A 25,666-nucleotide genomic window follows, 5' to 3' on the forward strand; every position below is an offset into this window, starting at 1 on the left:
CCGGTCCGCGGGGCCCGTTCCCTATCCTGGGAACGGGCCCCGCGGCGTCGTGCACCACAGCGCAGCACCGGCGAACAACGCGGCCCATAGCAGGGACACGAGGGTGCCGATGATGAACTGTTCGCGCTGCTGGGCGTTGGTGAACTCGCCGTAGCGGGCCAGGCCCTTGATCGCCACGACCACGCCGATCCCGGCGACCATGCCCGTGAGCAGCGAGACGATGGCGCCGGCGCGTTCCAGCGCACCGATGACCAGACCTCCGCGCAGCGGCGGGTCCACGGGTTCCGCCGTGGCCTCGGAGTCGTCCCACGGGCTCTTCGCCGGACGCAGGCGTTCGTGGGAGACGTCCGCGAAGCGGAAGACCCCGCGCACCACAGGGTCGCCGGACAGGGCCCCGGCGATCAGCAGCGCGGGATAGGCCCATTCCCGGGGCACGGTCCCCGCGAACACGGTCCAGATCGCAGTGGTCAGCACCAGGGCTGCGGGGAGGACCGCGGTGGTGAGCGGGCGCAGGAAGCTCACGCGTCACCGCCCGAGGTGGTGTCGCCACTCGAGGCGACATCCTCCGGCGAGGAGACGTCCTTCAATGGGTGGGCGTCCTTCGAGGAGGTGGCGTCCTGCGCTGAGGGGGCCGCGGCGTCCGGAGCGTGGCCAGAGGGGGAGTGCTCGTCCGCGAGTCGGAACAACGCCTCGAGGGTCTCGTGGACCGTGTGTTCCTCGTGCCACAGCGCTGCGCTGAGCCGCCGGGACACCGAGGACTGGGTGATCCCGAGCCCCTCGGCGATCTCCTGTTGCGTGAGCCCCCGGTCGGCGAGTTCCGTGGCCTGCGCCCCGGCCTCGGAACGCCGGGCCCGCACGGCACACACCAGATCCACCACGCTGCCCGCCCGCCGCGCCCACTCGTTGCCGGCCACGACCGGACGGCCGCGCTCCTTCGCGGCGTTCACGGCATCCCGCGCGGCCACGAAGGCCTCGCCCGTAGCTTCGCGCACGGACGACGGCAGGGGGTCGTCCACCGCGCCGATGCCCACGCCCACGTGCCAGTGCCCGGCGTCGGCGAGCGCGAGGACCGCGCGGACGATCGCGGCGGCGTCGTCGTAGAGCGCCTGCAGCTCATCGCCCGCGCTGATCTCCCAATCGAGGACCGGGCGGGGGAGTTCCTCCTGCAGAGCCGTGCGCTGCCGTCCCATGTGCAGCTCGGCGGCGCGGCCGCGGGAATCGCGGCGGTCGATCGTCAGGGCGAACACGAACTCCTCCTCACCCTATGCATCCTAAAGTGCATATTATCCGATGATGCGTCTCCACATGCATGGCTTCTGGGATAACCGGTGCTCAGCGTCTCGTGTCGGTGATGGGACCCACGTTGTCCACGAGGACCACGGGGAAGCCGTCCTCGTCCGACGCCGCGAGGTCGACGCGCGCGTTGATACCCCAGTCGTGGTGCCCGTCCGGATCGTCGAAGACCTGCGTGACGGTCCAGAACCCGGTCATTCCCTCGGGGTCCTCGGTGATGCGGATCAGAGACGGCCCGCGGGACTGGGCGTCCGTGTAGATGTCCTCGTACTCGTCGAAGTACGTGTCCATCGCGTCCGCCCAGCGGTCGCGGTCCCACCCGGTTCTCTCGTCCAGGGCCCCGAGCACCTTGTCCTTCTCCTGCGCGAACAGTTCCACGCGCTGGAACAGGGCATTACGCACCATCACGCGGAACGCACGGGGGTTCGCGGTGACGCCTTCCGGCTGTTCGGCCACGAGTTCCTTGAGGGAGTCCGCGCCCGTGCCCATGGGGGATTCCTCCCCGGAGGCCAGCTTCTCCCATTCGTCCAGCAGGGAGTTGTCGGTCTGGCGGATGCTCTCCCCGAGCCATTCCACCAGGTCGGTGAGCGACTCGGTCGTGGCGTCCACCGGGACCGTCTGGCGCAGGGCCTTGTACGCGTCCGAGAGGTAGCGCAGCAGGATGCCCTCGGAGCGGGCGAGACCGTAGAACTGCACGTAGTCTCCGAACGTCATGGCGCGCTCGTACATGTCCCGCACCACGGACTTGGGAGAAAGCTCGAACTGTGCGACCCACGGGGCGGAGGTTCGGTAGGTCTCGAACGACTGCTCGAGCAGTTCCCGCAACGGCTGGGGGTACGTGATCTCGTCCAACTCGCGCATGCGTTCCATGTACTCGAGGCCGTCGGCCTTCATGGTCGCGAGCGCCTCGCCCTTGACCTTCTTCTCCTGCAGGTTCAGCACCTGGCGCGGTTTCTCCAGCGTGGCCTCGATGACAGAGACGACATCGAGCGCGTACGTCTCCGACTCCGGGTCCAGCAGGGTGAGCGCGGCCAGCGCGAACGGGGACAGCGGCTGGTTCAGCGCGAAGTTCTCCTGCAGCTCGACTGTGAGCCGGTAGCGGCGCCCGGTCTCGTCCGGCTCATGCAGGCGTACGACGACGCCCGCGCGCAGCAGTTCCTTGAGGATCGCGAGCGCCTGGCGCAGCAGCAGGCGTTGGCGCGGCCGTGGTTCGTCCACGCTCGTGAGCAAGCGGTACCCGGCGCCGATGTTGTCCCCGGGCCGCTGCAGCATGTTCAGGACCATGGAGTGGGTGATCGCGAAGGAGGACGTGAGCTGTTCGGGCTGGGCGGCCACGAGCGACTCGAACGTCTTGCGGCTCCAGGACACGAAGCCCTCCGGCGGCTTCTTCTTGGGCACCTGACGCAGTTTCTTCTGATCGTCCCCGTGCTTGGCCCGGGCCTTGGCCATGGCGCGTTCGTTCTCGATGACGTGCTCGGGGGCCTGGACCACCACGGTCCCCGCGGTGTCGTAGCCGGCGCGGCCCGCGCGGCCCGCGATCTGGTGGAACTCGCGGGCGCTGAGCCGGCGGGTGCGGCGACCGTCGAACTTGGACAGCGCCGTGATCAGCACGGTGCGAATGGGCACGTTGATCCCCACGCCTAGGGTGTCCGTCCCACAGATCACCTTGAGCAGCCCGGTCTGGGCGAGCTGCTCCACGAGGCGGCGGTACTTGGGCAGCATGCCCGCGTGGTGCACCCCGATCCCGTGCCGCACGAGCCGGTTGAGCGTCTTGCCGAAGCCCGCGGAGAAGCGGAAGTCCTTGATCAGCTCCGCCACGCGCTGCTTCTCGTCCTTGCTGAGGACGTCCACGGACATCAGGTTCTGGGCCTGTTCCGCGGCCTGCAGCTGCGAGAAGTGCACCACGTACACCGGGGCCTGGTGGGTGCTGAGCAGTTCCTCGAGCTCCTCGTGGACGGGGCGCTCGGAGTAGTAGTGGTGCAGGGGGATGGGGCGTTCCGCGGAGGAGACGAGCGCGGTGGAACGGCCCGTGGTCTCGTTCAGGCGGTTCTCGATGCGGGTGACGTCCCCGAGGGTCGCGCTCATGAGCAGGAACTGCGCCTGGGGCAGTTCGATGAGTGGCACCTGCCACGCCCAGCCGCGCTGGGGATCGGAGTAGAAGTGGAACTCGTCCATGATCACCACGCCGAGGTCCGCGTCCGCACCCTCACGCAGGGCCACGTTCGCGAGGATCTCCGCGGTGCAGCACACGATCGGGGCGTTCTGGTTGACCGCGGAATCACCCGTGACCATGCCTACGTTCTCGGCGCCGAAGATCTCGCACAGGTCGAAGAACTTCTCGGACACCAGGGCCTTGATGGGCGCGGTGTAGTACGAGCGAGCCCCGCGAGCGAGCCCCGCGAAGTGCGCGGCCACGGCCACGGTGGACTTACCCGACCCCGTGGGGGTCGCGAGGATCACGTTGGACCCGTTGGCGACCTCCAGCACGGCTTCGTCCTGGGCGGGGTACAGCTCCATGTCCCGTGAGGCGATCCAGCCGAGGAACCCCTCGTAGATCTCGTCCTCGCTCAGGGGGTTGGACGCGAAATCACCGCGCAGGTACCGGTGCCCGGGGGCGGAGAGATTGGGGGCCAGGGAATCGAGGAGTTTCATCCCCGTCAGCCTATCGGCCCCCGCGGACACGCATACGGGCGTGTCCTGCGGGGGTGCGCGGGCGACGTCGTCCCCTCACCGCGGTACCGCGGGGCCGGGTCCAACACGACGCCCCGTGGTGCGCGGCGGGTCCGGTCGACCAAGGGCGGCCCCGGAGGGAACGAGGCCCGGCGGCATGGGAACGACGTCGCGACGTCGTCAGATGTTCGCGCGCCGCGCCGCGGCCGAATCCGCCCGGCGGCACAGCAGCGCGAAGACCGCGCCGGAGAGGTTGTGCCACACCGAGAACACCGCGCCGGGCAGGGCCGCGAGCGGGGACATGTACTGCGCCGCGAGACCCGCGGCGAGTCCGGAGTTCTGCATGCCGACCTCCACCGCGGTGGTCCGGCGCACGGGAGCCGGCTGTCCGGTTACCCGGCCGACCGCGTAGCCCAGCAAATACCCGAGCACGTTGTGGATCGCGACGGCGGCGAGCACGAGCAGTCCCGCCTGGATGATCTTGTCCGCCGAGCCAGAGACCACGACCGCCACGATCACGGCGATGCCGAGTACCGAGACCCACGGCAGCACGGGTAGCAAACGCTCGACCACGCGGGGTAGCGTGAGGCGCACCACGAGTCCCGCGAGCACGGGCAGGAGGACGATCAGGGCGATCGACGTGGCCATGGCGGCGCCGTCGAGCGGCATATACGCGCCCGCGAGCCACAGTGTGAGGAACGGGGTGAGCAGCGGGGCGAGCAGCGTGGAGATGGACGTCATGGTCACGGACACGGCCACGTCACCGCGGGCCAGGTAGGACACCACGTTGGAGGACGTGCCGCCCGGGGCGCAGCCCACGAGGATCACGCCGGCCGCGATCTCCGGGGGCAGTTGCAGCAGCCAGGTCACGAGCAGCGCGATGGTCGGCATGAGGACGTACTGGGCCAACACACCCACGACGATCGGGACCGGGCGCTTGGCCACGAGCGCGAAGTCCACGGGACGCAGAGTGAGTCCCATCCCGAACATCACGAGACCCAGCAGGGGATTCGTCCAGCCCGCGGCCTGGTGCACTGTGGGGGCGAACGCGTATCCGACCACCCCGCCCGCGAGCACCAACAGGGGGAAGGCCAAGACGGCGACGTACGCGGCCCGGTCCGCCGTGTTACGCGCCGGGGCCGCGGCCCCGGACGAGGCGGCGCTCACCAGCCGCGTTCTTTCCACTCCTGCAGGTGCGGGCGTTCGGCGCCCAGGGTCGTGGGGTCGCCGTGGCCCGGGTGGATCACGGTGTCGTCCGGGAACTCGTCGAAGATCCGCTCGGTGACGTCCTGGTAGAGCTGCTGGAAGTCATCGGGGGAGTTCGTCTTGCCGAGACCGCCGGGGAAGAGGGAGTCACCCGAGAAGATGTGGGCGGGCCCGGACGGGTCCCGGTACACCACCGCGATGGAGCCTGGGGTGTGCCCGCGCAGCTCGATGATGTCCAGCTCGAAACCGTCGAGTTCGGCGGTGTCCCCGTTCTCGAACGTGAGGTCCATGGGCACCGAGATGTCGTTCTCGTCCGCGGCACCGCACGCCGTCATGGCCTCCGAATGCGAGGCCACGGACTCCAGCGCGCGCACGTGGTCCCAGTGCGAGTGGGTCGTGATGATCAACTGCAGGTTCCCCCAGTCGGAGCAGTCCCCGGACCCGGCGGCCACGAGACCGGCGATGGCGCGGGCGTCGTCCGCGGCGTCGATGAGCACCTGCGTGCCGTGCTCCTTGGAGGTGAGGAGGTACACGTTGTTGTCCATCTCGCTCACCGAAATGCGGCGGATGGTGATGTCGGCGAGTTCCGTGATCTCGGTCTGGGTAGCGATCATGCCCACGATTCTAGGCCGCCGAGTCACGCCGGGCTAATACGCGGCCGCGCGTGGGGAGGTGCATGTAGTGCAGACGACACGCCCGGTGATGGACTACCGGAGCGTAAAGATATATAGTTGCGCGAAGCAAATAAATAAGCTGGCGGCGTCCGAGCGCCGCGTACTCGCCCGACCGAGCGGCGTCGACCGCCGAGTCCTGCGAACCCAGCGGATCGCCCGGGTGGGCAGCAACGAACTCATGACCGCCCGCACCGGGTGCGGACCGCGCGCTACGGACCCGGCACCCGAGGAACGGGGGAGTGGATGGGCGTGTCACACGCGACCGCCGAGGAGCTCGTGCGCGACTTGTTCGAGCTGCAACGCGTGACCCGCAAGGTGCTCAAGGCAGCGGCGCTGCACCGGGAACTGTCCATGGTGCACACCAACATCCTGAGCTATCTCGCGTGCGTGCCCGGACGCCGGGCAAAGGACATCGTGGCCGAGTCCGGCCTCGGGGCCTCAGGGATGAGCCGACACCTGAGCGCCCTCGAACACCTCGGGTACGTGACCCGCACACGGGATCTCGAGGACGGACGCGCGCAGATCGTGGAGATCACCGCCGAGGGTCGCAAGGCCCTCGAGGCGAACCTGCGCGCGGACGCCGAGACCCTCGTCGCCCGTCTGGGCGACCTGGGCGAGGAGGAGGCAGAACGCACACGCGTGGACCTCAACCGGCTCACCGAACTCTTCCTGACATCACTGGGCATGTCCCGGGTCACGGCGGCCACGACCGCGCCGGAGCCCGGGGCGCAGCCCGGATCCCCGCACCCCACGGCGTCCGGTGACCCCGGTCGCGGAAAGGAGAACAGCCCGTGACGGCAGCCCAGGACACGCGCGGTAAGGCGCGTACTACGCGAACGAGCGACCAGGAGCATCGGGACGTCCTGCGGGCGTTGACCGGCATCCTGGCCGCGTTCTTCATGGCCATGGTCACCCTGACCATCATCGGCACGGCACTGCCCGTCATCATGGCGGACCTGGGCGGAGACCAGACGGCACTGTCCTGGACGGTCACGGGCACCCTGTTGGCCAACGCCGTCACGACCCCCGTGTGGGGCAAACTCGCGGACCTTTTCGACAAGAAAAAGCTGCTGCTCATGGCCATCGCGATCTTCGTGATCGGTTCCGCCGCCGCGGGTCTCGCGGGATCCATCACCGTGCTCGTGGTGGCACGCGTGATCCAGGGCGTGGGCATGGGCGGCCTGATGGCGCTGGCCCAGACGATCCTGGGCACGATCATCCCGCCGCGCGAGCGCGGCCGGTACGCCGGGTACATGGGCGCGGTCATGGCCGTGGCCACGTCGGTGGGCCCGCTCCTGGGCGGGCTCATCGTGGACGCGTTCGGGTGGCGCTGGTGCTTCCTGATCCCCGTGCCGCTGTCGATCCTCGCGGCCGTGCTGATCGTGCGCACGCTGCACCTGCCCGAGACCACGCGTGAGACGGCGCCCACAGTGGACTTCCTGGGTATGGCCCTGCTCGCGGTGGCCACGTCCTCCCTGCTGTTGTGGGTGTCCTTCGCGGGCAAGCTCTTCGACTGGGGTTCGTGGGAGTCCATCCTGCTGATCGTGGTGGGCGTGCTCAGCACCTTGGCGTTCATCCTGGTGGAGCGGCGCGCGAGCGAACCGACCATGCCCCTGCACGTGGTCACCGAGCGCACCACCGTGCTCGCGATCATCGCGGCGATCGCCACGGGTGGCGCCATGTTCGCGTCCACGACGTACCTGGGTCAGTACTTCCAGCTGGGCCAGGGCTACACGCCCACCGAATCCGGGCTGCTCATGCTCCCGCAGGTCGTGGGATCGTTCCTGGGCTCCATGATCGCAGGCCAGCTCATCACGCGCTTCGGCCGGTGGAAGCGGGTGTTGATCGCGGGCGCGGTAATCCTCGCGATCGGTCTGTTCCTGGCGTCCCAGCTGACCCACGCGACGCCCGCGTGGCTCGTGGGCATCTTCATCTGCCTCGTGGGTCTGGGCGTGGGCACGCTGAACCAGAACCTCGTGCTCGCCGTGCAGAACACCGTGGGCCTGAAGGACATGGGTTCCGCGTCCTCCGCGGTCGCATTCTTCCGCACCGTGGGTGGCGCCGTGGCGGTGTCTCTGTTCGGGGCGCTGCTCACGCGTCACCTCTCGAGCGAGATGTCCCAGTTTGCCGCGGACCACGGTCTGGATGCCCACCAAACGCCCGACGCCGCGTCGATCGACCTCGCGGGGCTGCCCCCGGCAGTGTTGGAGGCCATTCGTGAGGCGTACGGCACCGGGACCGGGTTGCTCTTCCTCGTGGCCGGGATCGCATCGCTGGTGACCCTGGTGTGCGTGCTGCTCATGAAGGAGGTGCCGCTGCGCACCACGGTGGACGTCGCGGAGGTGGACCCGGAGACGGGTGAGATCACCATGGTGACCAAGCGCGTCAACCCCGTGGAAGCGGCCGGGCTGCGCATGCAGCACGCGGAGACCGGTGAGCTGCCCGTGGTCGATCCCAAGGCCTCCGGGCTGCGGCGCTCCCACGGCGAACGCGCCGAGGAGACGGCGCGTTCGGCCCGCGGGGCCCACGCCGCGCCGGTCGAGCCCGACGCCGCGGGGACCGCGCACCCGCATCCCCACCCTAGGCACCGGGCCGAGTAGGGTGCCCCGCTGCCGAGTGGGTCGCCCACTCGTAGGGGACACGACGGACGACGGCGCAGCGCGCGATCCGGCCGGGAGGTCGCATTGCGCGCTGCGCGGATTCGCCCCTGGACCCGCTCGTCGTGTCGGTGGCTAGTAATAGAGTGACTGCCGTGTCTGAGCAAACCCGCCGAACTCCCAGTGACCGTTCGTCGAGCTCCGTGCTCGCGGAACGAGTGGCCCACGACCGTGCCCCGCGCACCCGCGCCTCCGGTGTCTCGGACCTGACCGAGATCGTGGTGCAGGGTGCCCGCGAGCACAACCTCAAGAACGTGGATCTGACCATCCCCCGCGATTCCATGGTCGTGTTCACGGGGCTGTCCGGGTCCGGGAAGTCCTCCCTGGCCTTCGACACCATCTTCGCCGAGGGTCAGCGCCGCTACGTGGAGTCGCTGTCCTCCTACGCCCGGATGTTCCTGGGCCGCGTGGACAAGCCGGACGTGGACTTCATCGAGGGGCTGTCCCCGGCGGTGTCCATCGACCAGAAGTCCACCTCGCGCAACCCGCGCTCCACGGTGGGCACGATCACCGAGATCTACGACTACATGCGTCTGCTGTGGGCGCGGATCGGCCACCCGCACTGCCCGGTGTGCGGTGAGCCCATCACCAAGCAGACGCCCCAGCAGATCGTGGACCAGCTGCTCGAGCTGCCCGAGCGCACCCGGTTCATGGTCCTCGCCCCCGTGGTCAAGGGCCGCAAGGGCGAGTTCCAGGACCTGTTCCAGCAGCTGAGCACCCAGGGATACGCGCGCGCCGTCGTGGACGGCGAGACCGTTCAGCTCGAGAACGCGCCCAAGCTCAAGAAGCAGTACAAGCACACGATCGACGTGGTCGTGGACCGCCTCACGGCCAAGCCGGACGCCCGGCAGCGACTCACCGACTCGGTCGAGACCGCCCTGAACCTCGCGGACGGACGCGTGGTCATCGAGCTCGTGACCCGTGAGGGCGAGCAGTCCCCGTGGCACGAGACCCGCCGCACGTTTTCCGAGAACCTCGCGTGCCCCAACGAGCACGAGCTGCAGACGGACGAGATCGAGCCGCGCTCGTTCTCGTTCAACGCCCCGTTCGGCGCGTGCCCCGAGTGCGACGGCATCGGTTCGCGCCTCGAGGTGGACGAGGACCTCGTGGTTCCCAACCCGGACCTGTCCCTCGTGGAGGGCGCCATCGCGCCGTGGTCCCTGGGCAAAGCCACGAGTGACTACTGGAACCGCTTGCTCGCCGGACTCGGGGAGGAGGCCGGATTCGACCTCGTGACCCCGTGGAAGGACCTGCCGGCCAAGGCACGCAAGGCCATCCTGCACGGCAAGGACTACAAGGTCACCGTGGCCTACCGCAACCGGTGGGGCCGCGAGCGCCGGTATACGCAGGGCTTCGAGGGCGTGTTCGGCTATATCAAGCGCAAGCACGAGGAGACCGAGTCCGATCACGCCAAGGACCGCTACGAGCAGTACATGCGCCAGGTGGCGTGCCCCGAGTGCGGGGGAGCGCGGCTGAACCCCACGATCCTGGGGGTCACCGTGGGCGGGAAGAACATCGCCGAGGCCACCCGCCTGCCCATGCGCGATTCCCTCGCGTTCTTCCAGCAGCTGGACCTTGACACCCGCGAGGCCAGGATCGGTGACCAGGTGCTCAAGGAGATCATCGCGCGCCTGACGTTCCTGATCGACGTCGGGCTGGACTACCTCAACCTGGAGCGGGCCGCGGCCACGCTGTCCGGCGGGGAGGCACAACGCATCCGGCTCGCCACCCAGATCGGTGCGGGGCTCGTGGGCGTGCTCTACGTCCTGGACGAGCCGTCCATCGGGCTGCACCAGCGCGACAACCGCCGACTCATCGACACCCTGCTGCGCTTGCGGGACATGGGCAACACCCTCATCGTGGTCGAGCACGACGAGGACACCATGCGCGAGGCCGACTGGATCGTGGACGTGGGCCCGGGCGCGGGCGTGCACGGTGGGGACGTGGTCCACTCCGGGACCTACGACCAGCTGCTCGAGAACCGCCGGTCCATCACGGCCGACTACCTCACCGGCCGCACGCTGATCGAAGTCCCCACGACGCGGCGTCCCGTGGACAAGAAGCGGCAGCTCACGGTCGTGGGTGCGCGGGAGAACAACCTGCAGAACCTCACGGTGGACTTCCCGCTCGGGGTCTTCGTGGCCGTCACGGGCGTCTCCGGTTCGGGGAAGTCCACGCTCGTCAACGACATCCTCTACACGAGCCTGGCCAATCAGCTCAACGGCGCCAAGCAGGTGCCCGGTCGGCACAGGCGCATCGACGGTCTGGAGCACCTGGACAAGGTCGTGCACGTGGACCAGAGCCCCATCGGGCGCACCCCGCGCTCCAACCCGGCCACGTACACGGGCGTGTTCGACCGGATCCGCAAGCTGTTTGCGGAGACCCAAGAGGCCAAGGTCCGCGGCTACCAGCAAGGCCGGTTCTCGTTCAACGTCAAGGGCGGGCGCTGCGAGGCATGCTCGGGTGACGGGACGCTGAAGATCGAGATGAACTTCCTGCCGGACGTCTACGTCCCGTGCGAGGTGTGCAAGGGCGCGCGCTACAACCGCGAGACCCTCGAGGTGCACTACAAGGGCAAGAACATCGCGGAGGTCCTGGACATGCCCATCGAGGAGGCGGCGGAGTTCTTCGCGCCGTTCACCGCGATCGCGCGCTACCTCACCACGCTCGTGGAGGTGGGCCTCGGGTACGTGCGGCTGGGTCAGCCCGCCACCACGCTCTCCGGCGGTGAGGCTCAGCGCGTCAAGCTCGCCGCGGAACTGCAGAAGCGTTCCAACGGGCGCACGATCTACGTCCTGGACGAGCCCACCACGGGTCTGCACTTCGAGGACATCCGCAAGCTGCTCATGGTGCTGCAGAGCCTGGTCGACAAGGGCAACAGCGTCATGACCATCGAGCACAACCTGGACGTCGTGAAGTCGGCGGACTGGATCGTGGACCTGGGCCCCAACGGGGGATCCGGCGGTGGCACGGTCGTGGCACAGGGCACCCCGGAGCAGGTCGCTCGCAACAAGGACAGCTTCACGGGGCAGTTCGTACGCGAGGTGCTCGAGCACTCCGCCACCCGGGAGGCCGCCCACCGCAGCGACGCGGACGGCACTGCGAGTTCCGGCGAGGCCGCGCGCCCGGGGAACGCTGCCGACCCGGGCAACACCGCGGACGGCGCGGAGGCCCCGGGAGACGCGGAACCGGCCGACGGGACGCAGGAGAACCGGCAGCGCGCCGAGGCCGCGGTGGGGGACCGGGCATGAGCGTCCAGAGCCCCATCGTCCTGTGGGACCTGGACGGCACGGTCCTGGATCCCGCCGGGGCCATCACGGACGGGATCGCCGGCGCCTTGCGCTCGTGCGGTTTCGCCGTGCCCGAGAACCTCGGGCGCTTCGTGGGACCGCCGATCGGGGAGTCCCTGCGCCGGTTCACGGACGTCCCCGAGGACCGGATCGCGGAGGTCGCCGCGGTGTACCGCGCCGGGTACCTCGCGGAGGGCCTGGACCGCTCGCGCGTCTATCCGGGTGTCCGCGAGGTGCTGGGGTCGCTGCGCGAGCGCGGCGTGCGTCAGGCCGTGGCCACCCAGAAGCCCGAACACATCGCCGTGGAGGTCGTGTCGCGTTTCGGGCTGGACGAGTACTTCGAGACCGTGAGCGGCGCCGCGGACGATCTCGCGCAACCGAGCGGGTCTGGGCGGCTGCACGACAAGCCCGCGATCATCGGAGAGGCTCTGCGGCGCATGGGTGCGCTGCCCCCGGACCCCGCACGCACCGTGATGATCGGGGACCGCAGCTACGACGCCGACGGTGCCCGCAGCCACGGCATCGACTGCCTGGGCGCAGGATGGGGCTTCGCGCAACCCGGGGAACTGCGGGACGTGTGTGCCGCTGTCGCTCGTGAGCCCGGGGATTTGGCACACTTGCTCCAGCAATATACGGACCGGTAGGGGAGCGAGCAGTGATCACGAAATACGACCTGACCAAGGCCTCGGTGGCGCGCGCCCTGAGGCTGCTGTGTCGTCCCGTGATCACGGGTCTGGAGAACCTCCCGCAGGACGGCCCCGTGATCATCGCGTCCAACCACCTGTCCTTCCTGGACTCGGTCATCATCTCCGCGTTCATGCCCCGACGGGTCAAGTTCATCGCCAAGGCGGAGTACGTCAACAGCCCCGGGATCAAGGGCAAGCTCATGCGCGAGGCCTTCGAGTTCATCGACATCATCCCCGTGACCCGCGGTCAGCAGAGCGAGTCCGTGGCGGCCCTGGATCCCGCCGTGGAACACCTCAAGCAGGGCAACGTGTTCGGGATCTACCCGGAGGGCACGCGCTCCCGGGACGGTTACCTGTACCGCGGGCACTCCGGCGTGGCCTACCTGGCCTACGTCACGGGCGCCCCGGTGGTGCCCGTGGGGCTGATCGGCACCCAGCGGTTACAACCGCCCGGGGCTACCACGATCCGCCCCGCCAAGTTCGAGATGCACGTGGGGGAGCCCATCCCCACACCGGAGTCCCATGGGCACCAGACGGGCAAGCTGCGCAAAACCCACGTGGAGCAGATCATGACCACGATCGCGGCACTGTCCGGGCAACCGCGCAAGGACGTGTACAACGTGTCCCCGTCCGTGCAGAGGGACGCCGGGCGTGGCTGACCCGGCGAGCTACAGACCGGCCCGACAGGACATCCCCACCAATCCGGGGGTCTACCGGTTCCGGGACGAACACGGCCGTGTGATCTACGTGGGCAAGGCCAAGAACCTGCGCAACCGGCTCTCGTCCTACTTCGCGCCCCTGCACCAGCTCGCGCCCAAGACCCGCACCATGGTCACCACGGCCGCGGCGGTGCAGTGGACCGTGGTGGGCTCGGAGTTCGAGTCCCTGCAGCTCGAGTACACGTGGATCAAAGAGTTCGCGCCCCGGTTCAACATCGCCTACCGGGACGACAAGTCCTATCCGTACCTGGCGGTCACGATGTCCGAGGACGTCCCGCGGGCCATGGTCACACGCGGGGAGAAAAAACCGGGCAACCGCTACTTTGGCCCCTATTCCCAGGCGTGGGCCATCCGGGACACCCTGGACGCCCTGTTGCGGGTCTTCCCCGTGCGCACGTGCACCAAGGGTGTGTTCCAGCGCGCCGAGCGCAGTGGCCGGCCGTGCCTGCTGGGTTACATCGACAAGTGCTCGGCGCCGTGCGTGGGGGAGATCTCCCGCGAGGACCACCGCCGGCTCGCCGACGACCTGTGCCGCTTCATGGCCGGACACGCCAAGCCGTACATCCGGGAGCTCACGCGGCAAATGAACGAGGCCGCCGAGCGTATGGACTTCGAGACCGCTGCGGCACGCCGCGACGACGTCGGCGCGCTCGAGCGGGCTTTCGAGCGCAACACGGTGGTGCTCGCGGACACCACGGACGCGGACTTCTTCGCGATCGCCGAGGACGAGCTCGAGGCCGCGGTCCAGGTGTTCTACGTGCGTGGTGGCCGGATCCGGGGTCAGCGCGGGTGGATCACCGAGAAGGTCGAGGACGTCACGACCGCCCAGCTCATGACCCACCTGTTGCAACAGGTCTACGGCGAGGCGCAATCGGAACTGGCCCCCGCGCCGTCGGCCCGCAGGAAACAGACCGCAGGCGGGAGCACGGACGTGGTCGCCAAGCACCGCCGCACGTCCGAGCTCGCGTACCGCCAGGACACGATCCCGCGCACGGTGTACGTGTCCGCGGAACCGGACGAGGCGGACGAGCTGCGCAACTGGCTCAGTGAGCTGCGCGGTTCCCAGGTGGCCATCCAACGGCCCCAGCGCGGTGACAAGGCGCAGCTGCTCGAGACCGTCGCGGAGAACGCGCGCCAGGCTCTGGCCCTGCACAAGTCCCGCCGCGCGGGGGACCTGACCACGCGCTCGGCGTCCCTGCAGCAGTTGCAGGAGGCCCTGGACCTCCCGGACGCCCTCATGCGCATCGAGTGCTACGACATCTCCCACGTCCAGGGCACCAATGTGGTCGCGTCCATGGTCGTGTTCGAGGACGGTCTGCCGCGCAAGTCGGAGTACCGCAAGTTCTCGATCACTGGCGACGCCGCACGGGACGACACCGCGTCCATGTACGACGTCATCCACCGCCGGTTCTCCCGCCACCTCGAACAGCAGCGCCGCGCCGCGGAGAAGGGCGTGCACAGCGGGGAGGTGGCCCCGGACGCCGACGACGCGCCCGCGCGCGCCTTCGCGTATCCCCCCAATCTCGTGATCGTGGACGGCGGCCCGCCCCAGGTCGCGGCGGCCCAGCGCGCCCTGGACGACCTCGGCGTGGACGATGTCCACGTGGTGGGTCTGGCCAAGCGGCTCGAGGAGGTGTGGGTGCCCGACGACGAGTTCCCGGTCATCCTGCCCCGCGCCTCGGAAGGGTTGTTCCTCATGCAGCGCGTGCGCGACGAGGCCCACCGTTTCGCGATCACGTTCCACCGGCAGAAGCGCTCCAAAGCCATGACGGTCTCCGCGCTCGACGACGTGCCTGGGCTGGGCCCGGCCAAGCAGAAGGCCCTGCTCAAGCACTTCGGCTCGGTCAAGAAATTGCGCGCCGCCACCGCGGAGGAGATCCTTGAGGTCAAGGGCTTCGGGCCCGCGTTGGCCACCAAGGTCGCGCAGGCCCTCGGGGGCGGCACCGAGGCCCGGGAGCCCGCTGTGGATACCGAGACGGGCGAACTGCTCGACTGAAACTGGTCTACCCTGGAAACGAACCCTGCAGTCGGAAGATCAGGCGGTCCGCGACCACATGAGCAGCCCACCCCCGGAAGCCACGCCCTCCACCCTGGAACCGGTGAAGCCCCCCACGGCGGAGTTGCTGATCGTGACCGGGATGTCCGGGGCGGGTCGCTCCACGGCGGCCAACGCGCTCGAGGACCTCGGGTGGTACGTCGTGGACAACCTGCCCCCGCAGATGCTCGGGACGCTGGCGGACCTCGTGTCGCGGACCCCGCAGACCCTGCCCAAGCTCGCCGTGGTGATCGACGTGCGTGGCAAGGCACTGTTCAACGACATGCGTGAGACCCTCGCCGCGCTCGAACGCTCGGGCGTGGAGTTCTCGGTGCTGTTCCTCGAGGCCTCGGACGAGGTGCTCGTCTCGCGCTACGAGCTCCAGCGCCGCCCCCACCCCCTGCAGGCGGGCGGCCGGATCCTGGACGGGATCCGCGCCGAGCGCGAGCTGTTGCGCGATCTGCGCGAGACCGCCGACTCCGTGCTGGACACCTCGTCCTTCAACGTGCACGCGCTGACCAAGGCCGTCGCGGACATGTTCTCCACGAGCGGTCCGGTGGTGTTGCGGCTCACGGTCATGAGCTTCGGGTTCAAGTACGGCGTGCCCGCGGACGCGAACTTCCTCGCGGACGTGCGTTTCATCCCCAATCCCCACTGGGTCCCCGCGTTGCGCCCGCGCACGGGCAAGGACCCCGAGGTGCGGGACTACGTCTTCGGCCACCACGGCACGCCGACCTTCGTGGACCGCTTCGTGGCCATGCTCGAACCGGTGTTCGCCGGCTACCGCACCGAGAACAAGCACTACGCGAGCATCGCCATCGGGTGCACGGGAGGCAAGCACCGTTCCGTGGCGATCACCGAGGAGGTCGCGCGGCGGCTCAGCAAGTCCCCCCGCGTGACCGTCAACATCCAGCACCGGGACCTGGGCCGCGAGTAGTCCCGCCCCCCAGAAATTACGGATTCCATGACTAACTTTCCTACGACGGGTGCGTTGCCCCGGTTGCCGCTGAGCAGCCGACGCGACGTGGACCCCTACCACTCGTTGGACGCCTCCGCGCGTGCGTCCCTGACGGATGCCGATTCCGTGGTCGCCCTGGGTGGCGGTCACGGGTTGTCCGCGAGCCTGTCCGCCTTGCGTCTGTTAGCACCGGCCCTCACGGCCGTGGTCACGGTCGCGGACGACGGCGGATCGTCCGGTCGACTGCGCAACGACCTGGGCGTCCTGCCGCCCGGCGATCTGCGGATGGCGCTGGCGGCGCTGTGCGACGACTCCCAATGGGGTCGCACGTGGAGCGACGTGATGCAGCACCGGTTCAGCATCAAGACCCACCCGGACGAGGGTCTGGACAACCATGCCCTGGGGAACCTGCTGATCGTGACGTTGTGGGAGCTGCTCGGCGACCCCGTGGAGGGACTGCGCTGGGCCGGTGCGCTGCTGGGTGCGCGCGGCCAGGTGCTACCCATGAGTTGCCTCCCGCTCGTGATCGAGGGGGATGTCTCGCCCGGGAGCAATCCCACGCAGGAGTGCCCCCCGGAGAAGATTACGCGCACCGTCACGGGCCAGTCACGGCTCGCCAAGGAGGCGGACGTGTGCAACGTGCGCCTGTCCCCGGCGGACGCCCCCGCGTGCCCGGAGGCCGTCACCGCGATCGAGGAGGCCGCGTGGGTCGTGCTCGGTCCCGGGTCGTGGCACACCTCCGTACTGCCGCACCTGTTGCTGTCCGAACTGCGGGACGCGATTTGTCGGTCCCCGGCCAAGCGTCTCGTCACGCTGAACCTCTCCCGGGATTCCGAGACCCTCAGCATGGGATCGGGGGACCAGTTGCGCGTGCTCAAGCGCTACGCCCCAGACCTGCGCCTGGACGTGGTGCTCGCGGACCCGTCCGCCGCGGAGTCCCCCAAGGACGTCGAGGCGGCGGCCGCCCAGCTCGGCGCCGTCGTGCACTGGGACTCGCTGCGGGACACGAGCGGCAGTTCGGTGCACAACCCCTTCAAACTGGCCGCGGCCTATCAACAGATCATGAACGCGCAGCGCTGAGCGGGAGCCCCCGCCGCGCAGCACACGTACTCGGCAAGGAGATCGACAACCATGGCATTGACCGCTTCGGTCAAGGAAGAACTCTCGCACCTGCAGGTGCGCAAGTCCGCGGTGCGCGCGGCGGAGCTCTCGGCGCTGTTGCGCTTCGCGGGCGGGCTGCACATCGTGGGCGGGCGGATCGTGGTGCAGGCGGAGCTGGACACCGAATCTGTCGCGCGCCGCGCGGCACGCGCCGTGGGGGAGGTCTTCGGCCACGAGTGCGAGCTCGGGGTGATCAGCGGCGGTGGTCTGCGCCGGGACCGTACGTGGGTCGTGCGGGTTGCCCGCGACGGTGAGGCGCTGGCCCGGCGCACCGGGTTGCTGGACGCCCACGGTCGTCCCGTGCGCGGTCTGCCGCCCACCGTAGTCAACGGCAGCGTCGAGGAGTCCGCCGCCGTGATCCGAGGTGCCTTCCTGGCCCACGGTTCGCTCACCGAACCGGGGCGGGCCGCGGCGATGGAATTCACGTGCCCCGGTCCCGAGGCGGCGCTCGCGCTCGTGGGTTCCGCGCGTCGGCTGGACGTGCTCGCCAAGGCGCGGCAGGTGCGCGGGGCGGACCGCGTCGTCGTGCGCGACGGGGACACGATCGCCACGCTGCTCACGCGCCTGGGCGCGCACCGCGCGCTGCTGCAGTGGGAGGACCGCCGGATGCGCAAGGAGGTGCGCGCCACGGCCAACCGGCTCGCGAACTTCGACGACGCCAACCTGCGCCGCTCCGCGCAGGCCGCGGTCACGGCGGGGGCCAAGGTCGAGCGTGCCCTGGACCTGCTCGGGGACGACGCCCCGGAGCATCTGCGGGCCGCCGGCCGGCTCCGGGTCGCCAACAAGCAGGCAAGCCTGGACGAGCTGGGTCGGTTGTCGGACCCGCCCCTGACCAAGGACGCGATCGCCGGGCGGATCCGCCGACTGCTCGCCATGGCGGACCGCCGTGCCGAGGAACTGGGTGTGGCCACGACCGCCGAGTTCGCCGCGCACGCTGGGTCGGAACAGCGCCGCGCATGGTAGCACCCGCGGACAACACGCCGGTGCTGTGGGTTTGTGTGGGGTTTACGGGGGAGTCGCCTGAATGTGCGTCGAGCCCCTGTTGAACCGCGTCAATTCTCGGTAGAATATAACCGGAAGACCCGGCGGGCCTCGGACGACGTCGAGAACAGAGTGTGGGATTTCTACCGTTTGGTTTGGATCCCACATCTCGACGGACCGGTACCCGCCAACCCCCGACAGACAGAGGAGATCGCAGTGACAGTCAAGGTTGGCATCAACGGTTTCGGACGGATCGGACGCTGCTTCGCGCGGGCCCTGTACACCGAGCACGGCCACGACATCGAGTTGGTCGCGGTGAACGACCTCACGGATCCGGAGACCTTGAAGCACCTGTTCGAGTTCGACTCCGTCATGGGCCGGCTCGGCGCGGACGTCACCCTGGACGGTGACATGATGACCGTGAACGGCCACCAGGTGAAGTTCCTGGCCGAGGCCGATCCCTCCAAGCTGCCCTGGGGCGAGCTCGGCGTGGACATTGTGATCGAGTGCACGGGCAGGTTCACGACCGGCCCCAAGATGCAGGCGCACCTGGACGCCGGTGCCAAGAAGGTCGTGCTCTCCGCACCGGGCAAGGAAGTGGACGGCACGTTCGTCTACGGCGTGAACCACAAATCTTACGACTCGGCCAACATGAACCTGGTCTCCGCCGCGTCCTGCACCACCAACTGCCTCGCGCCGCTGGCCAAGGTCATCAACGACGAGTTCGGCATCGAGCGCGGTCTCATGACCACGATCCACGCCTACACGGGTGACCAGCGCCTGCACGACGCCCCGCACAAGGACCTGCGCCGCGCCCGCGCCGCCGCGCTGAGCATGATCCCCACGACCACCGGTGCCGCCGCCGCCGTGGGCCTTGTGCTGCCCGAGCTCAAGGGCAAGCTGGACGGCTTCGCCGTGCGCGTCCCGGTTCCCACCGGCTCGCTCGTGGACCTCACCGTGGACGTGGAGAAGGACGTCACGGCCGAGTCCGTGAACGCCGCGATCAAGCAGGCCGCCGAGGGCCCCTTCAAGGGCATCATCGAGTACTCCGAGGAAGCGCTCGTCTCCAAGGACATCGAGGGCTACGACGTCTCCACCGTGTTCGACGCGCCCCTGACCAAGGTCATCGGCAACCAGGTCAAGGTCATCGCGTGGTACGACAACGAGTGGGGCTACACCCTGCGTCTCGTGGACTTCGTCTCCTACGTAGCGGATAAGCTCTGAGTCAGACCGCTCAGTGGCGCCGGTGCCCGCGGGTACCGGCGCCATTGTCATCAGTACGGCATCACCACAGGAAGGGATGACGGATATGGCCAAGTCACTGGACGATCTCATGGCGGAGGGGGTCGCGGGTCGCCGCGTGCTCGTGCGCTCGGACCTCAACGTTCCGCTTGACGGTTCCACCGTGACCGACGACGGTCGCGTGCGCGCGTCCTTACCGGTGCTCACCAAGCTCGCCGACGCCGGCGCACGCCTGATCGTCATGGCGCACCTCGGGCGCCCCAAGGGCACCGTGGACCCCAAGTACTCGATCGAGCCGGCCGCCGCGCGCCTGGCCGAGCTCGCGGACGCGGACGTCGTCGTCGCCTCGGACGTGGTGGGTCAGGACGCCCGCGAGAAGGCCGAGGCCTTGCAGGACGGACAGATCCTCGTGCTCGAGAACGTGCGCTTCGACCCGCGCGAGACGTCCAAGGACGACGCCGAGCGGGAGGAGTTCGCGGCCGAGCTCGCGTCCCTGACGGGGGAGAACGGCGCGTACGTGGATGACGCCTTCGGGGCCGTGCACCGCAAGCACGCCTCCGTGTACGACATCGCGCGCGCGCTGCCCGGTTACCTGGGTGACCTGGTCAAGACCGAGGTGGACGTCCTGCGCAAGGTCATCTCCGATCCCGAGCGCCCGTTCGTGGTGGTCATGGGTGGGTCCAAGGTCTCCGACAAGCTGGCCGTGATCGACAACCTGATCGGTAAGGCGGACTCGCTGCTCATCGGCGGCGGCATGGTCTTCACGTTCCTCGCGGCCCAGGGCCACGCGGTGGGTTCGTCCCTGCTCGAGAAGGACCAGATCGACACCGTCAAGGGTTACCTGGACCGCGCCGCCGAGGCGGGCACCGAGATCGTGCTGCCGGTGGACGTTGTGTACGCCTCCGAGTTCTCCAAGGACGCCGAGCACGAGGTCCGCCCGGTCTCGGACATCGAGGGTGGGAAGATCGGTGACTCCGGCCTGGGCCTGGACATCGGCCCCGAGTCCGCCGAACTGTTCGCGCGCACGATCGCCGAGGCGAAGACCGTGTTCTGGAACGGCCCCGTGGGCGTGTTCGAGATGCCGGCGTTCGCCAACGGCACCAAGACCGTGGCGCAGGCCCTCGTGGACTCCGACGCCATGAGCGTGATCGGCGGCGGCGACTCTGCCTCCGCCGTGCGCAACCTGGGATACCGGGACGACCAGTTCGGCCACATCTCCACGGGGGGTGGCGCGTCGCTCGAGTACATCGAGGGTAAAGAACTGCCGGGCCTCGTGGCGCTGGGCGCCTGAGCCGCCACACACCGTGATGCGTGGGGCCCGCCGCCGCGGGCCCCACGCGCCCGCCCCCGTCTACAGCCACGCCGCACGACCGAAGGAGATTCAGCCATGACCACCCAGACCAATGGTGTCTTCGACCGCACGCCCCTGATCGCGGGCAACTGGAAGATGAACATGGACCACACGCAGGGCATCGCCCTGCTGCAGAAGCTCGCGTGGACGCTCAAGGACGCCAGGCACGACTTCTCCCGCGTGGAGGTCGCGGTGTTCCCCCCGTTCACCGGCCTGCGCTCCGTGCAGTCCCTCGTGGAGGGCGACGGACTGCAGATCGCCTACGGCGCCCAGGACCTCTCCGACCAGGACTCCGGGGCGTACACGGGAGACATCTCGGGCCAGTTCCTGGCCAAGCTTGGGTGCCGTTACGCGCTCGTGGGGCACTCCGAACGGCGGAGCATTCACGCCGAATCCGATGAGCAGTGCCGCGACAAGGTCCGCGCCGCGATCCGTCACGGCCTGACCCCCATGCTGTGCATCGGCGAGGGTCTCGAGCAGCGCCAGGCCGGTGAGCACGTGCAGTACACGCTCGAGCAGTTGCGCGGGAGCCTCGCCGAGCTCAACGCCGGCGAGCTCGAGGGCCTCGTGGTGGCCTACGAACCGGTGTGGGCCATCGGCACGGGGGAGGTGGCCGGACCCGAGGACGCCCAGGAGATGGCGCACGCGATCCGCGCGGAACTCGAATCGCTGTACGGCGAGGACTTCGCGAAGGCCACGCGGGTGCTCTACGGCGGTTCGGTGAAGTCCTCGAACGTCGCGAACATCCTCGGGGGAGCGGACGTGGACGGCGCCTTGGTGGGCGGTGCCAGTCTGGACGCGGAGGAATTTGCTAAGATTACCCGGTTCGAGCAGCACCTGGTCACCGACCAGTGATCCCCTCCGATCGCTGACGGTTGACCCGCCCCCGAGATTCGTGAATCGAGGCTATTCGTGGAGATCCTCCAGATCGCCCTCCAGGTGATCATCGTGGTCACCGGCATCCTGTGCATCATGTTCGTCCTGCTCAACAAGGGCAAGGGCGGCGGTCTGTCGGACATGTTCGGTGGCGGGATGACCCAGTCGCTGAACACCTCCGGCGCCGCGCAGAAGAACGTGGTGCGGATCACCACCGTTCTGGCGATCGTGTGGGTCCTGGCCATCGTGAGCTATGGCCTGCTGATGCGCTTCAGCGGCCCGGGGGTCTGAGACCCGCCGCACGCGCACCGGCGGATCCGGTCGCCACGACTCGGCACAGCACAAGAACTCGGCACAGCAGAAGAACTCAGTAGAGCAGACGACGTCGGCCCGGACCTTCACGGTCCGGGCCGACGTCGTCGTATCCGGGGTGCGGTGTCGTCCCGTACGTGCCGGGTGATGGGCCGGGCCCGGGATCATGGGCTCAGCCCGCGGTCCCGCCCGGGGCCGGGTCGGGGTCCTCGGGCATGCCCGGGAGGGCGTCCTCCGTGACGAGCCACAGGGTCTCCCGGGTCCCGCGTACCGCGCTGGCCGGGGCCTCGGTCGCGGTGATCTCCGGCCGTCGGATCGTGGCGAGGGCCCCGGCCTTCGCGGCACCGGCGACCAGCAACCAGACCCGCTGCGCGGAATTGATCGCTGGTAGGGACATGGTGACGCGGGTGGGCGGCGGTTTGGGGGAATCCTCGACCGCGAACACCGGGGCGTCCGTGCGCAAGACGTCCTCGCGGCCCGGGAACAGGGATGCCACGTGGGTGTCCGGGCCTAGGCTCAGCAGGGCCAGATCGAAGACCGGCAGGCCCGTGTCGGATCCCTCGTTCTCGGCCGCCGCGGCGAGTTCCTCGGCGTAGTCCTCGGCCGCGGCATCGGCCGACGCGATCTCGTCCGAGCCCGCCACGGGGTGCACGCGGTCCCACGTCAGCTCGTGGGTCTCGCCCCACGCGTCCGCGGCCTGGACACCGTTGCGTTCGCCGTCCGCACCGGGAAGGAACCGCTCGTCCGACCACCACACGTTCACGCGCGACCAGTCGATCACGGCGGCGTCCGGGTGGCCGGCCAGCTCACCGATCACGCGGGTCCCCATGCTCCCGCCGGTCAGTACGAGGGTGGCCTCCCCGCGTTCGTCCTGGGCGTGCTCGAGCACCTCGAGGACGCGCCGGGCGGTGTCCCAGGCAAGGCGTTCGTCACCCTCGTGCGGGACGAGTCGCGGTTCCGGGCGGGACGGCTCACTCATCGCCGGCTCCCTCGGCCGATGCGGAAGCCGAGGCATCGTGGCCCTGCACCGCGGTGTTCTCGGAAGGCTCCGCGGCCTCCTCACCGACGGTGCGGGTCGTGATCCGGGCACTCGCGAGCCCCGAGGTGATGACCTCGCCGTAGACCTCGTCCGCGTCCAACCGTCGCAGTTCCTCCGCGAGGCACGCGTTGAGATCCCGCACGGGCATGGCGATCTGCTGATCCGGCTGACCCGGCTGGGAGAGCACGGCCACGGTGCGGCCGGGGCGGTGCAGCTGCACCGATCCGTCGTCGGTGACCAGGCACACGCGGTCGAGACCCCGCCGGGTGTCGTCGGTGATGATGGTCGCCGGGGCATCGAGCTTGCTGGACAGCCACACCCCCAACAGCACCATGGACGGGGCCACCGTGGAGCCCTCGAGCACGATCTCGCGCACCTTCACGGGCCCCACCTGGTCCAGGACCGCAGCGAGCTGGATGCGCCAGTTGGTGATCCGCGTCCAGGACAGGTCCGTGTCCCCGGGGCGGTACTGCTGGGACAGTTGTGCCAGGGACTCGAAGGGTGCGGGCGCACGCGAGGAGTCGGTGATCCTGCGGTGGGCGATGCACCCGATCGAGCTCGTGCTGGGATTCTCGGGGAAGTCGTGCGGCCACCACGCCACGATGGGTGCGTCCGGCAGCAACAGCGCGGAGACCAGAGTCTCAGTGGGTTCGGCGAGCTCGCCGTAGCCGTGCAGCAGGATCACCTCGGACGCGCCGGCGTCCCCGCCCACGCGCAATTGCGCGTCCAAGCGGGTCTCGTCGGTGCGGGAGTGCGCTACGTGCACGATGATCCGGCACGGGTGCTCGTGACTCGCGTAGTTCGCGGCCTCGACCGCGACCTCCGAGTGACCGGCCTGCGCCAGGACCACGAGCGTCAGCACGCGGCCCAGCGTCACCACGCCGTTCTCGTCCCGCAACTGATTGAGTTTCTTCTCAATCTTCGCCGCGGTGGTGTTCTCCATCTGAACGATCACGGTCGCCTCCAAACTCGCCCGTCACGGGCCATCAACTCGTGCGCCGAGTCCGGTCCCCACGAACCCGGTGCGTACGGCTCGGGCATGACGCGCTGCTCGGCCCAGTGCTCTTCGAACGGGTCCAGGATCTTCCAGGACAGCTCCACCTCGGAGTGGTCCGGGAACAGCGGGGGCTCACCCAGCAGGACGTCGAAGATCAACCGCTCGTAGGCCTCGGGGCTCGACTCCGTGAACGCGTGGCCGTAACCGAAGTCCATGGTCACGTCCCGGATCTCGGACTGGGTGCCCGGGACCTTGGAGCCGAAGCGGATGGTCACGCCCTCGTCCGGTTGGATCCGGATCACGATCGCGTTCTGACCGAACTCGTCGTTGTCCATGTCCCGGAACAGCAGGTTGGGCGACTTCTTGAACGCCACCGCGATCTCGGTGACCCGCCGGCCCAGTCGCTTCCCCGCGCGCAGGTAGAACGGCACGCCCGCCCAGCGGCGGTTGTTGATGTCCACGCGCAGTGCGGCGAAGGTCTCCGTGCGGGAATCCGCGGGGATGTCCTTCTCCTCGTGGAAGCCCTTGACGTAGTCCCCGCCCTGCAGCCCGGACGTGTACTGGCCCAGCGCGGAATGCTTCCCGAGGTCCTCGGGCAGCACCACGGATTCGAGTACCTTGGCCTTCTCGCGGCGCAGGTTGTGCGCCGTGAAGGACGCGGGTTCCTCCATGGCGGTGAACGCGAGCAACTGCAGCAAGTGGTTCTGGATCACGTCCCGGGCCGCGCCCACGCCGTCGTAGTAGCCGGCGCGCGAACCGATCCCGATCTCCTCGGCCATGGTGATCTGCACGTGGTCCACGTAGCGGGCGTCCCACAAGGGCTCGAACATCTGGTTCGCGAAGCGCAGCGCCAGGATGTTCTGCACCGTCTCCTTGCCCAGGTAGTGGTCGATGCGGAACACGCTGTCCGCGCGGAACACGCGTTCCACGATCGCGTTGAGCTCCCGCGCGGATTCAAGGTCGTGCCCGAAGGGCTTCTCGATGACCACGCGTCGCCAGCCCGTGCTGTCCTCGCTGTCGGCGAGGTCGTGGTCCGCGAGCTGTTGGCACACCACCTCGAACGTCTTGGGCGGAATCGAGAGGTAGAACGCGTGGTTGCCGCGGGTGCCCCGGTCCCGGTCGAGCTCGTCGAGGGTCTGCGCGAGCCGGTGGTACGCGTCGTCGTCGTCGAACTCGCCGTGGACGAAACGCAGACCCGAGGCGAACTGGTTCCAGAGGTCCTCGTTGTAGGGCGTGCGCGCGTGCTCGGCGACGTGTTCCTTGACGTACTCGGCGAACTGGGCGTCGTCCCAGTCCCGCCGGCCGAACCCCACGAGGGAGAAGGCCGGCGGGAGCAGGCTACGGTTGGCCAGGTCGTACATGGCCGGCAGCAGCTTCTTCTTGGCGAGGTCACCCGTGACGCCGAACAACACGAGGGCCGACGGCGCGGCGACCCGGGTCAGGCGCCGGTCGCGGGGATCGCGTAGCGGGTTGCAGTTCTTGTTGTCAGGCACGCGTGTTCCTGTTCGTTAGCGGTTGG

21 protein-coding genes are annotated in these 25,666 nt (G+C 69.0%); 13 read left to right on the forward strand and 8 right to left on the reverse strand.

Features of this window, described 5'->3' with window-relative positions; genetic code table 11:
- Positions 1 to 21: 21 nt before the first annotated feature.
- From HBK84_RS06305 to HBK84_RS06325, 5 genes are all read right to left on the reverse strand, one after another.
- Complete coding sequence (locus tag HBK84_RS06305; protein ID WP_064846600.1) at positions 22 to 522, reverse strand: hypothetical protein; 501 nt, start codon at positions 520 to 522, stop codon at positions 22 to 24.
- Entirely contained in the window at positions 519 to 1,247 is a 729-nt protein-coding gene (locus HBK84_RS06310; protein ID WP_206069202.1) for a sigma factor-like helix-turn-helix DNA-binding protein, read from the reverse strand. Before HBK84_RS06310 ends, HBK84_RS06305 begins: the two co-directional genes overlap by 4 nt.
- Positions 1,248 to 1,332: 85 nt before the next feature.
- The gene (locus HBK84_RS06315; protein ID WP_167318456.1) at positions 1,333 to 3,945 is read right to left on the reverse strand and encodes an RNA helicase; all 2,613 of its coding nucleotides are present in this window, start codon (positions 3,943 to 3,945) and stop codon (positions 1,333 to 1,335) included.
- 198 nt (positions 3,946 to 4,143) lie between these two features.
- The gene (locus tag HBK84_RS06320) at positions 4,144 to 5,130 is read right to left on the reverse strand and encodes a bile acid:sodium symporter family protein (RefSeq protein ID WP_240919124.1); all 987 of its coding nucleotides are present in this window, start codon (positions 5,128 to 5,130) and stop codon (positions 4,144 to 4,146) included.
- Positions 5,127 to 5,783 carry an MBL fold metallo-hydrolase gene (locus tag HBK84_RS06325; protein ID WP_144996605.1) on the reverse strand — a complete coding sequence of 219 codons (657 nt, stop codon included), beginning with the start codon at positions 5,781 to 5,783 and terminating at the stop codon, positions 5,127 to 5,129. Before HBK84_RS06325 ends, HBK84_RS06320 begins: the two co-directional genes overlap by 4 nt.
- A gap of 303 nt (positions 5,784 to 6,086) precedes the next feature.
- Here HBK84_RS06325 and HBK84_RS06330 point away from each other — a divergent pair, with 303 nt between their 5' ends.
- The 13 genes from HBK84_RS06330 to secG all read left to right on the forward strand — a co-directional run bounded on the left by HBK84_RS06330 (position 6,087) and on the right by secG (position 22,090).
- Positions 6,087 to 6,638, forward strand: coding sequence for a MarR family winged helix-turn-helix transcriptional regulator (locus HBK84_RS06330; RefSeq protein ID WP_167318458.1), 552 nt, complete (start codon positions 6,087 to 6,089; stop codon positions 6,636 to 6,638).
- Complete coding sequence (locus HBK84_RS06335) at positions 6,635 to 8,443, forward strand: MDR family MFS transporter (protein ID WP_167318459.1); 1,809 nt, start codon at positions 6,635 to 6,637, stop codon at positions 8,441 to 8,443. Before HBK84_RS06330 ends, HBK84_RS06335 begins: the two co-directional genes overlap by 4 nt.
- A gap of 200 nt (positions 8,444 to 8,643) precedes the next feature.
- A complete protein-coding gene (uvrA, locus tag HBK84_RS06340; RefSeq protein ID WP_370520631.1) occupies positions 8,644 to 11,751 on the forward strand; it encodes an excinuclease ABC subunit UvrA in 3,108 nt (1,035 codons plus the stop codon).
- Positions 11,748 to 12,434, forward strand: coding sequence for an HAD family hydrolase (locus HBK84_RS06345; protein WP_144996609.1), 687 nt, complete (start codon positions 11,748 to 11,750; stop codon positions 12,432 to 12,434). Before uvrA ends, HBK84_RS06345 begins: the two co-directional genes overlap by 4 nt.
- 11 nt (positions 12,435 to 12,445) lie before the next feature.
- A complete protein-coding gene (locus tag HBK84_RS06350) occupies positions 12,446 to 13,135 on the forward strand; it encodes a 1-acyl-sn-glycerol-3-phosphate acyltransferase (RefSeq protein WP_206069203.1) in 690 nt (229 codons plus the stop codon).
- Positions 13,128 to 15,191, forward strand: coding sequence for an excinuclease ABC subunit UvrC (gene uvrC / locus HBK84_RS06355; protein ID WP_144996613.1), 2,064 nt, complete (start codon positions 13,128 to 13,130; stop codon positions 15,189 to 15,191). Before HBK84_RS06350 ends, uvrC begins: the two co-directional genes overlap by 8 nt.
- 58 nt (positions 15,192 to 15,249) lie before the next feature.
- Positions 15,250 to 16,167 (forward strand): RNase adapter RapZ, encoded by a 918-nt coding sequence (gene rapZ / locus HBK84_RS06360; protein WP_085107506.1) that lies wholly within the window; start codon positions 15,250 to 15,252, stop codon positions 16,165 to 16,167.
- Between the two features lie 27 nt (positions 16,168 to 16,194).
- Entirely contained in the window at positions 16,195 to 17,268 is a 1,074-nt protein-coding gene (gene yvcK, locus HBK84_RS06365) for a uridine diphosphate-N-acetylglucosamine-binding protein YvcK (RefSeq protein WP_094067113.1), read from the forward strand.
- A 51-nt stretch (positions 17,269 to 17,319) separates the two neighbouring features.
- A complete protein-coding gene (gene whiA / locus HBK84_RS06370) occupies positions 17,320 to 18,312 on the forward strand; it encodes a DNA-binding protein WhiA (RefSeq protein WP_167318460.1) in 993 nt (330 codons plus the stop codon).
- 234 nt (positions 18,313 to 18,546) lie between these two features.
- Positions 18,547 to 19,554 (forward strand): type I glyceraldehyde-3-phosphate dehydrogenase, encoded by a 1,008-nt coding sequence (gap, locus tag HBK84_RS06375; RefSeq protein ID WP_167318461.1) that lies wholly within the window; start codon positions 18,547 to 18,549, stop codon positions 19,552 to 19,554.
- An 85-nt stretch (positions 19,555 to 19,639) separates the two neighbouring features.
- Positions 19,640 to 20,863, forward strand: a complete 1,224-nt coding sequence (gene pgk / locus HBK84_RS06380; RefSeq protein WP_206069204.1) for a phosphoglycerate kinase — start codon at positions 19,640 to 19,642, stop codon at positions 20,861 to 20,863.
- Between the two features lie 96 nt (positions 20,864 to 20,959).
- Positions 20,960 to 21,778, forward strand: a complete 819-nt coding sequence (tpiA, locus tag HBK84_RS06385; RefSeq protein ID WP_085107501.1) for a triose-phosphate isomerase — start codon at positions 20,960 to 20,962, stop codon at positions 21,776 to 21,778.
- 57 nt (positions 21,779 to 21,835) lie between these two features.
- Positions 21,836 to 22,090 (forward strand): preprotein translocase subunit SecG, encoded by a 255-nt coding sequence (gene secG, locus HBK84_RS06390; protein ID WP_035962057.1) that lies wholly within the window; start codon positions 21,836 to 21,838, stop codon positions 22,088 to 22,090.
- Positions 22,091 to 22,283: 193 nt separating this feature from the next.
- Here secG and pgl read toward each other — a convergent pair whose 3' ends face one another.
- The 3 genes from pgl to zwf are packed head-to-tail and all read right to left on the reverse strand — an operon-like array spanning position 22,284 to position 25,640.
- Positions 22,284 to 23,090, reverse strand: coding sequence for a 6-phosphogluconolactonase (gene pgl / locus HBK84_RS06395; RefSeq protein ID WP_144996623.1), 807 nt, complete (start codon positions 23,088 to 23,090; stop codon positions 22,284 to 22,286).
- Entirely contained in the window at positions 23,083 to 24,105 is a 1,023-nt protein-coding gene (locus HBK84_RS06400) for a glucose-6-phosphate dehydrogenase assembly protein OpcA (protein ID WP_167318462.1), read from the reverse strand. Before HBK84_RS06400 ends, pgl begins: the two co-directional genes overlap by 8 nt.
- A complete protein-coding gene (gene zwf, locus HBK84_RS06405; RefSeq protein WP_064845169.1) occupies positions 24,102 to 25,640 on the reverse strand; it encodes a glucose-6-phosphate dehydrogenase in 1,539 nt (512 codons plus the stop codon). The genes HBK84_RS06400 and zwf overlap by 4 nt, the downstream gene beginning before the upstream one ends.
- Positions 25,641 to 25,666 lie beyond the last annotated feature (26 nt).

Origin of the sequence: Kocuria sp. KD4 (genome assembly GCF_011769905.1) — a bacterium.
Lineage (GTDB): Bacteria > Actinomycetota > Actinomycetes > Actinomycetales > Micrococcaceae > Kocuria > Kocuria marina.